This window comes from Rufibacter radiotolerans (assembly GCF_001078055.1).
Classification (GTDB): domain Bacteria; phylum Bacteroidota; class Bacteroidia; order Cytophagales; family Hymenobacteraceae; genus Nibribacter; species Nibribacter radiotolerans.
Genome location: NZ_CP010777.1, coordinates 1,017,628 through 1,032,705, shown reverse-complemented (window position 1 = coordinate 1,032,705; position 15,078 = coordinate 1,017,628). Strand labels below are relative to the sequence as shown.

Annotated in this window: 11 protein-coding genes; 1 reads left to right on the top strand and 10 read right to left on the bottom strand. The window is 53.7% G+C overall.

The annotated features are described in order from the left end of the window. Window positions 1-106 precede the first annotated feature (106 nt). From ilvA to TH63_RS04385, 9 genes are all read right to left on the bottom strand, one after another. Complete coding sequence (ilvA, locus tag TH63_RS04425) at window positions 107-1,378, bottom strand: threonine ammonia-lyase IlvA (protein ID WP_048919881.1); 1,272 nt, start codon at window positions 1,376-1,378, stop codon at window positions 107-109. Window positions 1,379-1,718: 340 nt separating this feature from the next. Next, entirely contained in the window at window positions 1,719-2,780 is a 1,062-nt protein-coding gene (gene ilvC, locus TH63_RS04420) for a ketol-acid reductoisomerase (protein WP_048919880.1), read from the bottom strand. Window positions 2,781-3,184: 404 nt separating this feature from the next. Then, window positions 3,185-3,793 (bottom strand): acetolactate synthase small subunit, encoded by a 609-nt coding sequence (gene ilvN, locus TH63_RS04415; protein ID WP_048919879.1) that lies wholly within the window; start codon window positions 3,791-3,793, stop codon window positions 3,185-3,187. Window positions 3,794-3,815: 22 nt separating this feature from the next. Beyond that, the gene (ilvB, locus tag TH63_RS04410) at window positions 3,816-5,501 is read right to left on the bottom strand and encodes a biosynthetic-type acetolactate synthase large subunit (RefSeq protein ID WP_197088673.1); all 1,686 of its coding nucleotides are present in this window, start codon (window positions 5,499-5,501) and stop codon (window positions 3,816-3,818) included. A 10-nt stretch (window positions 5,502-5,511) separates the two neighbouring features. Continuing rightward, window positions 5,512-7,233 carry a dihydroxy-acid dehydratase gene (ilvD, locus tag TH63_RS04405; RefSeq protein ID WP_048919877.1) on the bottom strand — a complete coding sequence of 574 codons (1,722 nt, stop codon included), beginning with the start codon at window positions 7,231-7,233 and terminating at the stop codon, window positions 5,512-5,514. Window positions 7,234-7,513: 280 nt separating this feature from the next. Then, complete coding sequence (gene leuB / locus TH63_RS04400) at window positions 7,514-8,632, bottom strand: 3-isopropylmalate dehydrogenase (protein WP_048919876.1); 1,119 nt, start codon at window positions 8,630-8,632, stop codon at window positions 7,514-7,516. Beyond that, window positions 8,620-9,216: a 3-isopropylmalate dehydratase small subunit gene (gene leuD, locus TH63_RS04395; protein ID WP_048919875.1), complete on the bottom strand. Its 597-nt coding sequence runs from the start codon at window positions 9,214-9,216 to the stop codon at window positions 8,620-8,622. The genes leuB and leuD overlap by 13 nt, the downstream gene beginning before the upstream one ends. Window positions 9,217-9,509: 293 nt before the next feature. Next, window positions 9,510-10,907 (bottom strand): 3-isopropylmalate dehydratase large subunit, encoded by a 1,398-nt coding sequence (gene leuC / locus TH63_RS04390; protein WP_048919874.1) that lies wholly within the window; start codon window positions 10,905-10,907, stop codon window positions 9,510-9,512. Window positions 10,908-11,094: 187 nt separating this feature from the next. After that, window positions 11,095-12,261 carry a 2-isopropylmalate synthase gene (locus TH63_RS04385; protein ID WP_053093734.1) on the bottom strand — a complete coding sequence of 389 codons (1,167 nt, stop codon included), beginning with the start codon at window positions 12,259-12,261 and terminating at the stop codon, window positions 11,095-11,097. A 147-nt stretch (window positions 12,262-12,408) separates the two neighbouring features. Here TH63_RS04385 and TH63_RS04380 point away from each other — a divergent pair, with 147 nt between their 5' ends. Continuing rightward, window positions 12,409-13,953: a hypothetical protein gene (locus TH63_RS04380; RefSeq protein ID WP_048919873.1), complete on the top strand. Its 1,545-nt coding sequence runs from the start codon at window positions 12,409-12,411 to the stop codon at window positions 13,951-13,953. A 688-nt stretch (window positions 13,954-14,641) separates the two neighbouring features. Here TH63_RS04380 and TH63_RS04370 read toward each other — a convergent pair. Then, window positions 14,642-15,034, bottom strand: coding sequence for a hypothetical protein (locus tag TH63_RS04370; RefSeq protein WP_048919871.1), 393 nt, complete (start codon window positions 15,032-15,034; stop codon window positions 14,642-14,644). Window positions 15,035-15,078: the final 44 nt, after the last annotated feature.

Below are 15,078 nucleotides of genomic sequence, written 5' to 3'. Positions count from 1 at the left end.
CAGCAGCCCTGTAAATGTGAAATGCCCCACAACTTTTGACAGAAGCAGGGCATTACTACACAAACAACACACACTAAAACGAACTAATTAAACTAACACTACACTATTACACGAACAGGTTCAGGAAGTCCTGCTTCCCATTGAGGTACTCATAGGCGAAACCTTCCTCCTGCATTCTTTCTTTAATGGTCTCCACATCTTGGGGGTGTTTCACTTCCACGCCAATAAACACGGGGCCTTTTTCCTTGTTGTTTTTCTTGATGTACTGGAAATGGATGATATCATCCTGGGGGTGCAACACCCGGTTCACGAAGGTGCGCAGGGCGCCGGGCTGCTGGTTGAACGTGACCATGAAATAATGCTTGAGGCCCTGGTGCCGAAGGGCGCGCTCCTTGATATCTTCCATGCGGGTGATATCATTGTTGCTGCCACTAATCACGCAGACCACGTTTTTGCCTTCTATTTCCTGGGCGTAAGATTTCAGCGCTGAGATGGTCAATGTACCTGCCGGTTCCAATACCACGCCTTCCTCATTGTACATCTTGAGAATGTCTTCGCAAACCTGGCCTTCGGGCACCAGCACCACGTCATTCAGTAACTCACGGCAAATCTCAAAGGTGAGTTGACCGGGGCACTTCACGGCGGCGCCGTCTACAAAAGAGTCAATGGTTTGCAGGGTTTGCCGCTCATTGGCCCTGATGGAGTTGTACATAGACGGGGCACCTTTGGGCTGTACCCCAATCAGTTTGGTACCGGGGCTCAATTGCTTGAACACACTGGAAACACCGGCCGCCAACCCGCCTCCGCCAATGGGCATGAACAGGTAATCAATGGCAAAGTCAGCGTCTTTGAAGATCTCCAGCCCTACGGTAGCCTGTCCTTCCACAATGGCCAGGTCATCAAACGGCGGAATGAAGGTGCTGCCGCGGGCATCGCAGAAGTCTTTGGCGGCTTTGAAGGTATCATCATAAGTAGCACCGGTCAGCACTACCTCTACCCACTCCTTGCCAAACAGGCGCACTTTGTTCACCTTCTGGGCGGGAGTTTGGGCCGGCATGAAAATGAAGCCTTTCACCCCCAATAACTGGCACGCATAAGCCACGCCCTGGGCATGGTTACCGGCGCTGGAACACACAATTTGCCTATCGCTTTCCTCTTTAGACAGGGTAGACATTTTGTTGTAGGCGCCCCTTATTTTGTAGGAACGCACAATCTGCAGGTCTTCGCGCTTCAGGTACACCTCCGCGCCATAGGTCTGCGACAGCCACAGGTTCTTCATCAGGGGTGTCTTGTAAATCACTCCTTTGAGGTTCTTGGCTGCCTTCTCTACCTTGCCTAGCATGGCCACCGTTTCTACCGGAGCTGTCTCTTTCTGCATCTTGATTGGGTGAAAAAGCTGTTTTGGGGCTACTTTTAAAAAAGGAGCCCCAAAACAGGGAATGGAATTTACTTATTATTGAATCTCCCGTTGGGGCCATTCCCTACTCCCAGTGGTGTTTACCATCGGGCTCTTCCGGATTTGCAATCCGGAAGTTGGGAAAGGGAGATTTGTAATCCCCTTCGTTGAAGAGAAACATCTGAATGCGTGATCATCCCCCTACCCCCTTCAAAGGGGGACGGAATGCGTGGTGTGAGGCTTGCGCCTCAGGGAAGTTGCAAACTTCCCAAATGGTGGGTCCAAGTTGAAAACTTGAACCAGGAAATGTCTTCTTCAGGTATTATACCTCCTCGGCCACGGCGGCTTTGCTGCGGAGTTGTCTTACCACGGCGCCGGCCTGCCATAATTCAGACTCGCGTACTTCTTTCAGTTCGGCTTCCAGTTCCTGGCGGTAGCCGGGGGTAGAGCCGCGTTGGATGGTACGCTCTGCTTCTTTGCCGGAGGCTACGCTGTCATACAAATCATTCAGAACTGGAAGGGTGGCTTCTCTGAATTTACCTTTCCAGTCAAGGGCGCCGCGCTGGGCGGTTACGGAGCAGTTGCTGAACATCCAGTCCATGCCGTTCTCGCCTACCAAGGGCACCAGGCTCTGGGTCAGCTCTTCCACGGTCTCGTTGAAGGCCTCAGACGGAGAGTGTCCGCGCTGGCGAAGTACCTGGTACTGGGCTTCAATGATGCCCGCTAAGGCACCCATCAACACACCACGTTCGCCGGTTAAATCTGAGTACACCTCTTTCTTGAAATCGGTCTCAAACAGGTAGCCGGAGCCTACGCCAATACCCATGGCAATGGCTTTCTCATAGGCGTTACCCGTAGCATCCTGGAATACGGCAAACGAGGAGTTCAATCCGCCGCCAGCCTGGAACAACCGACGAAGGCTGGTACCGCTGCCTTTAGGGGCTACTAAGATTACGTCCACATCGGCCGGAGGCACGATCTGGGTCTGCTCTTTGAAAGTGATCCCGAAGCCGTGCGAGAAATACAGCGTTTTGCCGGCGGTGAGTCTTTCTTTCAGGGTAGGCCACACGGCAATCTGGCCGGCGTCTGACAACAGGTTGCAGATGATGGTTCCGCGGTCGGCGGCTTCCTCAATGGAGAAAAGCGTTTCGCCTTCCACAAAGCCGTCTTTTTTGGCTCTCTCCCACGATGGGGAATCATTGCGCTGGCCTACAATCACGTTAAAGCCGTTGTCACGCATGTTCAGGGCCTGGCCCGGACCTTGCACGCCGTAGCCAATCACGGCAATTACTTCGTCTTTCAGGAAATCAAGCGCCTTTTCTAAAGGGTATTCATCGCGGGTTACAACGGTTTCATCTACGCCGCCAAAATTGATAGTTGCCATGTTAGGGTTTGTTATTTGGTGATAATTTATTTACTGGTTCTGGTACAGGCCCGGGCCTGAGTGTTTTCTGGTTTGGTCTTGTTTTAGGAAAAACAGGCCCAAAACGCTAATTGCTTTCTTCTCCTCGGTCTGTCCCCTGACACACCGACACTTTACTCATTGCTGCTACTCTTTCGGTCTGTCAGGGGACAGACCGAGGAAACGTTGATTTATACTGGCGCGAGTCTTCAGACTCGTGACTTCAGGTGCGTGGATTCTCCAGACTCCATTTGCAATCCTTTTCAACTCTTGGTTCCCGGGAGTCTGGAGACTCCCTTCATCTGTTGTCACGAGTCTGAAGACTCGCGCCAGGGACAGATTTGGGTTTTAAGCCTGTTTTCGCGAAAACAGCCACAAAACGAATGTCACATACTGAACACCTTTTCCCTACTGTTCAGGTACTCGTTCTCTACCACCTCATGGCTGGGTTCGGCGCGTTCAAACTCGCGCAGTTTGCGGTTGAAGCCGTCGCTGTCTTTGATGATGGCGATGCGGGCGCTGCGCACGAACTCAATGAGGCCGTAGGGCTGCAGGATCTTGATCAGGTTGTCGGTTTCCTCGCGGTGGCCGGTGGTCTCAAAAACGGTGTAGTCTCTCCTGATCACCACGGCGCGGGCCCCGTTCTCGCGCAGGAGGCGCTCTACTTTCACCTTTTCGGCGATCACATCAGTAGGAACTTTGTAAAGGGCCATTTCCTGCCAGATCACGTCTTCATTGGTATGATAGTAGACCTTAAGCACCTCTACCTGCTTTTCAATCTGGCGGCAGATCTTGCTCACTACTTCCTCGGTCTCGTGGATCACGATGTTGAACCGGTGGATGCCTTCAATCTCTGAGGGCGAGGTGTTCAAACTCAGGATATTCATTTTGCGGCGCGAGAAGATCATGGCAATGCGGGTCAGCAACCCTACCTGGTTCTCGGTGTACACCGTGATGTTATATTCTTCCCGATCTATGTGCGCTTGCTCACTCATAATTTCTCTCCTTTTAGCCCCGTTACTTCAATCTGATTTCACTCACGCTGCAGCCCTGCGGTACCATAGGGAACACGTTGTTCTCTTTGGTCACCATTACTTCCAGCAGGAAGGCCCCCGGGTGGTGCAGCATTTCCTGGAGGGCCGCCGTCAGGTCTTCGCGTTGGTTCACGCTTTTGCCGGCAATGCCGTAGCCTTTGGCCACCATCACGTAATCTGGGCTGGTGATGTCTACAAAGGAGTAGCGCCGCTCATGGAACAGCTCCTGCCACTGGCGCACCATGCCCAAAAACTGGTTGTTCAAGATCATGATCTTCACGTCAATGCCGCTCTGCATAATGGTACCCAGTTCCTGAATGGTCATCTGAATACCACCGTCGCCAATCACGGCCACTACGGTTCTGTCCAGGGTGCCAAACTTGGCGCCAATGGCGGCAGGTAAAGCAAAGCCCATGGTGCCCAGGCCGCCGCTGGTGATGTTGCTGCGGGTTTGGTTGAGCTTGGCGTAGCGGCAGGCCACCATCTGGTGCTGCCCCACATCGGTGACAATAATGGCCTCGCCTTTGGTGAGTTCGTTCAGTTGCTGAATCACCTCGCCCATGGTCATTTCGCCGCTTGCCGGGAACAGTTCCTCGCGGATGACGGCGTCAATTTCCTTCTGCTCAAACTCCCGGAATTTGGCCAGCCAGGCGGGATGTTGCTTTGTTTCCACCATCTGGGTGAGCAGCGGAAGCGTCTCTTTGCAGTCGCCCCACACGGGCACGGTGGTTTTCACGTTCTTGTCTATCTCGGCGGGGTCAATGTCCAGGTGGATGACCTTGGCCTGCTTAGCGTATTTGTCCAGGCGGCCGGTCACGCGGTCATCAAAGCGCATGCCTACGGCGATCAAGACATCGCACTCATTGGTCATCACGTTGGGGCCGTAGTTGCCGTGCATGCCCAGCATGCCCACGTTCTGCGGGTGGTCACTGGGCAAGGCGCCAGCGCCCATAATGGTCCAGGCCGCCGGTATTCCGGTTTTCTCCAGAAAGGCCTTAAACTCTGTTTCAGCGGAACCCAGCATCACGCCCTGTCCCCACAGCACAAAAGGCTTCTGGGCTTTATTGATCAATTCTGCCGCAGCGCGGATATATTCATGACGCACAATAGGCTTGGGCCGATAACTTCTGATATGGTCACAGGGAGTATAGCCCTTAAACTCAAATTTCTGCAGCTGCGCGTTTTTGGTGATGTCAATCAAGACCGGGCCGGGCCGACCGCTGCGCGCGATATGGAAAGCTTTAGCTAAAACTTCCGGAATCTCGGTGGCATCAGTGATCTGGTAATTCCATTTGGTGACCGGGGTGGTAATGCCAATCACATCGGCTTCCTGAAAGGCATCGGTACCCAGCAAGTGCGCGAATACCTGGCCCGTGATACACACCAAGGGCGTGGAGTCAATCTGGGCATCAGCTAAGCCCGTGACTAAATTAGTGGCGCCGGGGCCGCTGGTCGCGAACACCACACCTACCTTGCCGGAGGACCGGGCGTAGCCCTGCCCGGCATGGATTCCGCCCTGCTCATGGCGCACCAATACGTGTTTTATATTGGGCTCAAAGTCATACAGGGCATCATAAATGGGCATAATAGCGCCCCCCGGGTACCCGAAAATTGTATCTACGCCTTCTACCGTGAGCGCGTGCAGGAGGGCCTGTCCGCCGCTAAGCATGGTAGCTGTTTCAGGCAAGGCTGGGGCTTGTTTCTCTTGCGTTAACATAGGCTTCTTCTTCTAAATCGGTGATACAGCCGTGGCTGGCATCACTCACGGTTCTTACATATTTCAACAACACGCCTTGTGACGCATTGGGCTTTGGTCTTTTCCAGTTCTCTCTTCTCAGGCTAAGTTCGGCCTCGCTCACCTGCACGTCCATGGTGTTGTTGGCGGCGTCCAGCACAATCCAGTCGCCGTCTTCTACCAGGGCAATGGTGCCGCCGTCAAAGGCCTCTGGGCAGACGTGGCCTATCACAAAGCCGTGGGTCCCGCCCGAGAAGCGGCCGTCGGTAATCAAGGCTACTTTGTCGCCCAGACCCGCCCCAATGATGGCCGAGGTAGGCTTGAGCATCTCGGGCATGCCCGGACCGCCTTTGGGGCCCACATACCGGATGACCACCACCTGACCGGGTTGTATTTTGCCCTGGGTGATGCCGGTATTGAGTTCTTCTTCTGAGTTAAAAACAACAGCCGGGCCTTCAAAGCGGGTGCCTTCCTTGCCGGTGATCTTGGCCACCGCGCCTTTGGTAGCAAGGTTTCCGTACAGCACCTGAATGTGGCCGTCGGGCTTCATGGGGTTAGACAGCGGTCGCAACAGATCCTGCTCCTCGCCCAGGGGCTGCACGTCTTTCAGGTTCTCGGCAATGGTTTTACCGGTCACGGTCAATAGATCGCCGTTCAGGAGGCCTTCATTCAGCAAGGTTTTCATGACGGCCGGTACCCCGCCAATGGCGGAAAGGTCTTCCATGAGGTACTTGCCGCTTGGTTTCAGATCTGCCCGGAATGCTACCCGGTCGCTTACCGCCTGGAAATCATCCAAGGTGAGGTGCACGCCGGCCGCATGGGCAATGGCAATCAGGTGGATGACCGCGTTAGTGGAGCCGCCCAGGACCGTAATGAGCACCATGGCGTTCTCGAAGGCTTCGCGGGTTAAGATATCTCTTGGTTTGAGGTCCAGTTCCAGCAGGTTGCGCAGGTATTTACCGGTATTGCGGCATTCGTCCTGCTTCTCCTGGCTTACCGCCACGGAGGAAGACGAGTACGGCAAGGACATTCCTAGCGCCTCAGCGGCCGAGGCCATGGTGTTGGCGGTGTACATGCCGCCGCAGGCCCCCGGTCCCGGGCACGCGTTCCGGATGATGCCGCGGTAATCTTCGTCTGAGATGTTGCCGTTCAGCTTCTGGCCGTAAGCCTCAAAGCAGGACACAATGTTGAGCTTCTGGCCCTTGAAGTTCCCGCCTTTAATGGTGCCGCCGTAGACCATCATGCCGGGGCGGTTCAGGCGGGCCAGGGCCATGAGGGAGCCGGGCATGTTCTTGTCACAGCCCACTACGCAGGCAATGGCGTCATAGTAATGGGCACCGGCCATGGCTTCAATAGAGTCAGCAATGATCTCCCGGGAGACCAGCGAGAAGCGCATGCCCGCGTTGCCGTTGGTGATGCCGTCACTCACGCCAATGGTGTTGAACCGAAGCCCCACCAGGTTCTGCGCCTGCACGCCTTCCTTCACCACATCAGCCAGGTCATTGAGGTGCATGTTGCAGGTGTTGCCGTCAAACCCGGTGGAGACAATGCCCACAAACGGCTTGCGTAGATCACCCTCCGACAAACCCGAGCCAATCAACATGGCCTGGGAGGCCGGAAGGCTGTCGTCTTTGGTGTAGATGCTGCTGAATTTATTTAAACACATGGTGTACTTCCTTTTTTAATCTTGATGCGTGTTCTCTGTTTTAGGCCTATTTTGGGGAAAACGGGCTTAAAAGGGATTTTCTTTATTTTCACTGGCGCGAGTCTAAAGACTCGGGCTGTTGGATGGTTGGAGTCTCCAGACTCCATTTCCCATATTCCTCTTCTGGTTCCCGGGGAGTCTGGAGACTCCCTTCATCTTTAGTCACGAGTCTGAAGACTCGCGCCAGAGGTAGGTTTGTGTTTTTAAGCCCGTTTTTCCAAAAACGGGCCTAAAACAGCTTTTAAATAATGGTGCTTAAGCTGTGCTCTTCCGTTTTCAGGTGCCGGAAGCCTTCACCGCCTTCCTGCACGTAGTGGGCAATGAAAGAGCCAACCTGCTCGGTGGTGAAAGGATTCGTTTTGTTCAGTTCGGGCGTGAGCACGTTTTTATCTAAGGTGTAGTCCACGGCTTCTTTCACCAGGGCGGCCTCCTCCTGCATCCCGAAGTGCTCCAGCATCATGGCCACCGATAAAATAGTGGCGATGGGGTTGGCAATGCCCAGGCCTTTGGCCTGCGGATACGACCCATGGATAGGCTCAAACAAAGCCGAGGTTTCGCCCACGGAGGCAGAGGGCAGCAGGCCCAGAGACCCGGCAATCACCGAGGCCTCATCTGAAATAATATCCCCGAACATGTTCTCGGTGAGGATCACGTCAAACTGCTTGGGGTTCAAAATCATCTGCATGGCGGCATTGTCCACGAACAGATAGTCAACGGCTACGCCGGGGTATTGCGGAGCGATCTGCTGCACCACTTCACGCCACAGCCGGGAGGTTTCCAGCACATTAGCCTTGTCTACCAGCGTAAGCTTGTTCCGGCGGGTCACTGCCGATTCAAATGCCAGGTGCGCCACACGTTCAATCTCCGCGCGGGAGTAATAGCAATTGTCATAGGCGCCATCTGCGGTGCGGCCTTTCTCCCCGAAGTAGATGCCGCCGGTCAGTTCGCGGTAGATGAGCATGTCTACGCCCGAGATGCGGTCGGCTTTGAGGGGCGAATGTTCCAGCAGCACGTCATAGGCCGTCACGGGACGAATGTTTGCGAACAGACCCAGCGATTTTCTCAGGCGCAGCAGGCCTTGTTCGGGGCGTACTTTGGCGCTGGGGTCGTTGTCATATTTGGGGTCACCAATAGCGCCTAGTAAAATGGCATCGGCGGCGTAGCAGGCTTCCAAAGTGGTTTCTGGCAGCGGGTCGCCGGTGGCGTCAATGGCGCAGGCACCCATCAATTGGATGTTCAGCTCGAAGAAATGCCCGAAACGCTCAGACACTGCTTCTAATACTTTCAAGGCCTCGGCACAAACCTCCGGCCCAATTCCGTCGCCGGGTAAAACGGCTATTCTTTTGGTTAATACGCCCATGGTCGGTTGCTTTCGTATTGCTCTATGGCTTGTTTCTGGTTTACTAAAAAGTCAATGTCATCATAGCCATTGATCATGCATTCTTTTTTGTAAGCATCAATGTCAAAGGGAATTTTCTCTTCCCAGGCAGGTACCTCCAGCTCCTGGTTGACCAGGTTCACCACCAGCTTCGTTTGCGGGTCTGCCTCTATCTGCGCCAATAGCCGGGCCAACACAACATCAGAGACCTGCAGCGGCAAGAGGCCATTGTTATGGGCGTTGCCTTTGAAGATATCGGCGAAGAAGCTGGAGATCACCACCTTGAAACCGGCGTCATGGATGGCCCAGGCGGCATGCTCGCGGCTAGAACCGCACCCGAAGTTTTTGCCGGCCACCAAAATGCGGCCGCTGTATTTTCCGTTGTTCAGCACAAATTCTGGCTTCGGCTGCCCGGCATTATCAAAGCGCCAGTCTCTGAACAGGTTCTCTCCAAACCCCTCCCGGGAAGTGGCCTTTAAAAAGCGGGCCGGAATGATCTGGTCGGTATCTATATTTTCAATAGGCAGCGGAACCGCCGTAGATTGAAGTATTTCAAATTTTTCCATCTATTCTTGTCTTACTCTTTCGTCCCCCTTTGAAGGGGGTAGGGGGATGATTTTTGGTACTGATTTTTCTTTTTCTAACTATGGCGCGGAAGTTACTTCCGTGACTTATGGATCTTTAAGCAAAGACGCCTTTACCCTGCAAAAGTGCTCTCCTTTGTAAACACCCCTCTGCGGTCCCCTCAAGGGGAGAGTCTGCGTTTAATTAGTGGTTTAGCGGATTGAAGCTATTTCTAACCATCCTTATCATCCCCCTACCCCCTTCAAAGGGGGACGAAATGCGCACTTAATATTTTCTAATTCAGGTATTGCGTAATGTCTACAATCTTGCCCTCAACGGCGGCTATGGCGGCTACCAGCGGGCTGGCCAGCAGGGTGCGGGAACCGGGGCCCTGGCGGCCTTCAAAGTTGCGGTTTGAGGTAGAGACGCAGTAGGCGCCAGCCGGAATCTTGTCTTCATTCATGGCCAGGCAGGCGCTGCAGCCGGGCTCACGGAGTTCAAAGCCGGCGGCGGCCAGCACCTGGTCCAGGCCTTCTTCCATGGCTTGTTTTTCCACCAGTTTTGACCCGGGTACAATGATGGCCTCCACATGCGGGGCCTTCTGTTTTCCTTTCACATAACGGGCCACCTCGCGCAGGTCTTCTATGCGGGAATTGGTGCAGGAACCAATAAACACATAGTCTATCTTCTTGCCCAGCAAGGACTCGCCGGCAGCGAAACCCATGTACTGCAGAGACTTCTGGTAACTGGCCTGCTCACTGGCCGGCACCTCTGTAGGAATGAACGCATCCAGGGCCATGCCCATGCCAGGGTTGGTCCCGAAGGTGATCATAGGCGCAATGTCCTGGGCATCAAAGTAGAGCTCCTGGTCAAAGGAAGCGCCTTCGTCGGTGAACAGGGTTGACCAGTAGGCCAGGGCCTGCTCCCACCGCTCGCCCTGCGGGGCAAATTTGCGGCCTTTCAGGTAGGCATAAGTCGTTTGGTCTGGGGCAATCATGCCGCCGCGGGCGCCCATCTCAATGCTCATGTTACAGACCGTCATGCGGCCTTCCATGCTCAGAGCCTGGAATGCGCTTCCGGCGTACTCTACAAAGTACCCTGTGGCGCCACCGGTACCCAGTTTGGAGATCACGTACAGGATCAGGTCTTTGGCGCTCACGCCGGGCCGTACCGCTCCGTCTATGGTAATGCGCATGCTCTTGGGCTTGCTCAACAGCAGGCACTGTGAGGCCATGACCTGCGCCACCTGGCTGGTGCCAATCCCGAAGGCAATGGCACCGAACGCCCCGTGCGTAGAAGTGTGGCTGTCGCCGCAGACAATGGTCATGCCCGGCTGGGTGAGGCCCAATTCCGGCCCGATCACGTGCACAATGCCCTGGTATTGGTGACCCAGACCGTAGAGTTCAATGTTGTGTTTGGCGCAGTTCTGGGTAAGGGTATCTACCTGAAACCGGGAAAGCGGCTCTTCAATGGGCAGGTGTTGGTTTTTGGTGGGTACGTTATGGTCGGCGGTAGCTACTATCTGGTCTTTGCGGTACAGGGGCAGACCACGGGCCTCCAGTTCATCAAAGGCCTGGGGGCTGGTTACTTCATGAATAAGGTGTTTGTCAATATAAAACACGTCTAAGCCAGCCCCTTCTATGGAGTTGACCACGTGTGCGTTCCAGATTTTATCTAATAAGGTCTGTGCCATGGTTGTTACTTTGTCTTAATGCGGAGGGCCGGTTATCAGCTATGCTTTTCCGCTGCTACCGTTCACCCACAAGGTCCTTTCAGGATGACAGAAAAAAATATATCGTTTGTCTACAAGGTCTTCCTAAATACTTTCGGGAGGAGCCACTTTCAGGATGACAGGGAAATTATATTGTTTGTCTTCAAGCTTAAGAGGCAGATATCAGGTTGTCTTGCTCTACCAGTAAATGAAGGTCTTCGTCTACAATTTCCTTTTTCTTGTCGGCCACTTCCAGGAAGGAGGCGTAGGCTTTGTCAAGGGTGAATTTGTCAAAGGCGTAGCCGATTTTCTGCAGGCGGTAGGCCAGGGCCGCGCGGCCGGAGCGGGCGGTTAAGACAATGGAAGAATCTTCGGCGCCCACTTCTTTGGGGTCAATGATCTCATAGGTCTCGCGGTGCTTGATCACGCCGTCCTGATGGATGCCGCTGCTGTGCGCGAAGGCGTTGGCGCCCACAATGGCCTTGTTGGGCTGCACGTGCATGCGCATCATGTGGGAGACCAGGTGAGAGGTTTCAGTGAGCAGCTTGGTGTTAATACCGGTGCTCAGGTTCAGGTACGGGTGCTGGCGCAAAATCATGACGACTTCCTCTAAGGCCGTGTTACCGGCGCGCTCCCCTACCCCGTTAATGGTGCACTCAATCTGGCGGGCACCGTTCACCACCCCGGAAATGGAGTTGGCAGTGGCCAGGCCCAGATCATTGTGGCAGTGCGTGGAAAGGGTCACGTACTGCACGCCCCGCACATTCTCATACAGGTACTTGATCTTCTCGCCGTATTCCTGGGGCAGGCAATAGCCGGTGGTGTCGGGGATGTTCAGGACGGTAGCCCCGGCCTTGATGGCGGCTTCGCAGACCCGGGCCAGAAACTCATTGTCGGTGCGGCCGGCGTCCTCGGCGTAGAATTCCACGTCTTCCACAAAGCTTTTGGCGTATTTCACGGCGGCAACGGCGCGCTCAATCACGTCTTCTTGGGTGGTGCGCAGTTTGAACTTGATGTGCGATTCTGAGGTACCTATGCCCGTATGTATTCTGGGGTAGCGGGCGGACTTAAGGGCTTCGGCGGCCGTTTTGATATCGTTTTCTACGGCGCGGGAGAGTCCGCACACGGTGGCTTCTTTGGTTTGGGCTGCTATAGCCTGGATGGCGGCAAAGTCGCCGGGGCTGGAAACGGCGAAGCCAGCTTCAATGACATCAACGCCTAAAAGCTCCAGTTGCCGGGCAATGACCAACTTCTCCTCCATGTTCAATTTGCAGCCGGGCACCTGCTCGCCATCGCGCAACGTTGTATCAAATATTTGTATCTTCTGAGCTGACATCGTTAATTTGGCCTCTAAGTCTTTTACAAAGAAGTAGGTACTTTTACGGAGGGCAAAAACTTTTTTGCCCGTGTTTACTATTTCTAACAGGGCGTTTCAAATTATTAACCTACTGGTAATCAATATTTTAACAAGCTTTCATTTACAATGCCTAATCAAAATATTGATCCTATTTTTCAGCTGATAAAATCTCTGACCCCTTCAGAAAAGAGACATTTCAGGCTGTTCACCAACCGGAGCGGCTCCAGCGAGGACCTGAAGTTCCTGCAGTTGTTTGACGCCCTGGAGCAGCAGGAGACCCTGGATGAGACCCAGGTGTTGAAACAAGTACCCACTATTAAAAAGGCGCAGCTGGCCAACCTCAAAAACAACCTTTACAAGCACCTGCTCTCCAGTCTGCGCACCTTTCATACGCCCCAGAACCTGGACATACAGCTGCACGAGCAACTGGACTACGCGCGGGTTCTTTACAACAAGGGCTTTTACCAGCAGAGCCTCAAAATGCTGGACAAGGTGAAGGTGGCGGCCCTGGAATATGAGCTACCCCATATTGCGCTCACGGCTATTGACTTTGAGAAACAGATAGAGAGCCAGTACATTACCCGCAGTTTGAGCGGCCGCGCCGAAGATCTCTCTCAGGAGGCCACAGTGGTGTCTACACGGCTGTCACAGATGCACGCGCTTTCTAATGTGGCGCTGCGGTTGTATGGCCTGTACTTAAAGGTGGGGCTGGCCCGTAACCAGGAAGACCACCAGTCTATTACCACGTTTTTCCGGGAGAATCTGCCCCAGCTGGACATCCGCCGCGCGGGCTTTTATGAGAAGCTGTATTATTACCAGGCGCACGTGTGGTATTACCTCATCACCCAGGATTTTAAGGCCTGCTACAAGTACGCCCAGAAATGGGTAGACCTGTTTGAAGAATACCCGCACATGAAAGAGCGGCGGTCGGTGCTGTACATCAAAGGCATGCACAACCTGCTTAACGCCTTGTACAACCTGTTGTATTACAGCAAGTTCAAGGAGGTATTGCAGCAACTGGAGGATTTTGCCAATGACCCCAAGCGGCGCGTGAACCCTAACATTGACACGCTGCTATTCTTGTACATTTCTACCAACCAGATTAACGCCTACTTTCTGGAGGGCAAGTTCACCGAGGGGCTCCAAGTCATACCAGACGTACTCAAAAACCTGCAGGGCTTTCAGGCGCAGTTAGACCCGCACCGCATGCTGGTGTTCTACTACAAAATTGCCAGTCTGTACTTCGGGAGCGGTAACTTCAGGAAAGCCATTGAATACCTGAACAAGGTAATCCATCACCGCAACACCAGCCTGCGCGAGGACCTGCAATGCTTCGCCCGTATACTTAACCTCATTGCCCACTATGAGGCCGGCGACGATGACGCCCTGGAATACCAGATCAAATCTGTGTATCATTTTCTGGGCAAGATGGACAACCAGCAGCAGATGCAGGTGGAAATCTTCCGGTTCCTGCGCAGCCTGGGCAACATGGCTCCCTCGCAACTGAAAGACGCCTTTATCACGCTCAAGGAAAAATTGATAGCCATCTCTGAAAACCCCTATGAGCGGCGCCCTTTCATGTACCTGGATATTATCTCCTGGCTGGAAAGCAAGATTGAGAATGTGCCCGTGCAGGAGATCATGCGCCGCAAAGCCAAGCGGCTGAAGTAGCAAATCTTAGTTCTGAGTCTTGAGTTTGGGTGGAAGAAGTGGGGCGTTTTTTTTTGGCGAGGCCCATGGTGAGTGGATGGTTCCTGGGTTTGGCTTGGGACCTGCCAACGCCGAGTTTTGGCTGATGGAGGCGCAAACCCTCCCCCCGGTCTGTCAGGGGACAGACCGGGGGGAGGGTTTGCGCTCATTCGGATTTACAATCCGGAAGCACCAAGGGGTGGTTGCGTTTTGGGCCTGTTTTGGGGAAAAGGGGCTTAAAACAGAAGGTAGCACCTTTTGCTGGTTAATCTCCTTTGAAAGTGAATTTTCTGGGTTTCCGGAGAAAAGTAGGGGCAATCCCTTGTGGTTGCCCTAATGCGTCTGTTACCGTAATAGGGCAACTACAAGGGATTGCCCCGACACATCAAAAATACTCTTCTTTTCCTAACCTCCCCTTTTGCCGTACCAGCATGTTTATAGCCAAATAGAGGGGCTTTGTTTCCGGTCTGTCTGGTGACAAGCCCAGGGAGAAGCAGAAGACGGCGTTTTAAGCCTGTTTTAAGGAAAACGTGCCCAAAACAATTCCGGCTCTGTTCTGCTTTTTCCCCTTCACCAATGGCCAAGCGTTGGTGCCCTTCTACCCTTGTCAGGTATTGGCATCCATCTATCGGCCTGGGCCGAGGTTTACAGGCAGACCCTCTCCTGGGGATTATATGTTTTCCTGTGGCTGCATGTATTGTTGCCAGTTCACAATTAGCACTTTGTCTTCCTGGGGGAGCAGCAGGTAGCCGTAGTCATAGCAGAAGTGATAAGTGTTGCCTTGTTTGGTGCGGTAGACATGGGTGAAATAACGGAAGTTGAAGCCGGCCAACTCCAGCACTTGGCGCCGCACGGTGGTCTTACCGTGGGGACTGGCCTTTTTAAGCAGCTGCCGGTTATGGCGCAATACCATGTTCACTTCTTTTATGAGCAGTTCGCCCTGGTCTGAGAGCCGATGGGCGTTGGCAAAGCCAGTGCGGCATTGGCTGGAGCAGAACCGTTTATCTGCCCGGCCTATAATGGAAGCCTGGCAATGACCACATTTCTTTCCGTTTTTTTCCATAGTCTACCAAATAGGCGTTCGTAAACGTTTATAAACGCTTAAAA

Coding starts and splice junctions, on each gene's coding strand:
- ilvA (WP_048919881.1), bottom strand. CDS start 1,378: ATGCAGAAAGAGACAGCTCCGGTAGAAACGGTGGCCATGCTAGGCAAG.
- ilvC (WP_048919880.1), bottom strand. CDS start 2,780: ATGGCAACTATCAATTTTGGCGGCGTAGATGAAACCGTTGTAACCCGC.
- ilvN (WP_048919879.1), bottom strand. CDS start 3,793: ATGAGTGAGCAAGCGCACATAGATCGGGAAGAATATAACATCACGGTG.
- ilvB (WP_197088673.1), bottom strand. CDS start 5,501: ATGCTTAGCGGCGGACAGGCCCTCCTGCACGCGCTCACGGTAGAAGGC.
- ilvD (WP_048919877.1), bottom strand. CDS start 7,233: ATGTGTTTAAATAAATTCAGCAGCATCTACACCAAAGACGACAGCCTT.
- leuB (WP_048919876.1), bottom strand. CDS start 8,632: ATGGGCGTATTAACCAAAAGAATAGCCGTTTTACCCGGCGACGGAATT.
- leuD (WP_048919875.1), bottom strand. CDS start 9,216: ATGGAAAAATTTGAAATACTTCAATCTACGGCGGTTCCGCTGCCTATT.
- leuC (WP_048919874.1), bottom strand. CDS start 10,907: ATGGCACAGACCTTATTAGATAAAATCTGGAACGCACACGTGGTCAAC.
- TH63_RS04385 (WP_053093734.1), bottom strand. CDS start 12,261: ATGTCAGCTCAGAAGATACAAATATTTGATACAACGTTGCGCGATGGC.
- TH63_RS04380 (WP_048919873.1), top strand. CDS start 12,409: ATGCCTAATCAAAATATTGATCCTATTTTTCAGCTGATAAAATCTCTG.
- TH63_RS04370 (WP_048919871.1), bottom strand. CDS start 15,034: ATGGAAAAAAACGGAAAGAAATGTGGTCATTGCCAGGCTTCCATTATA.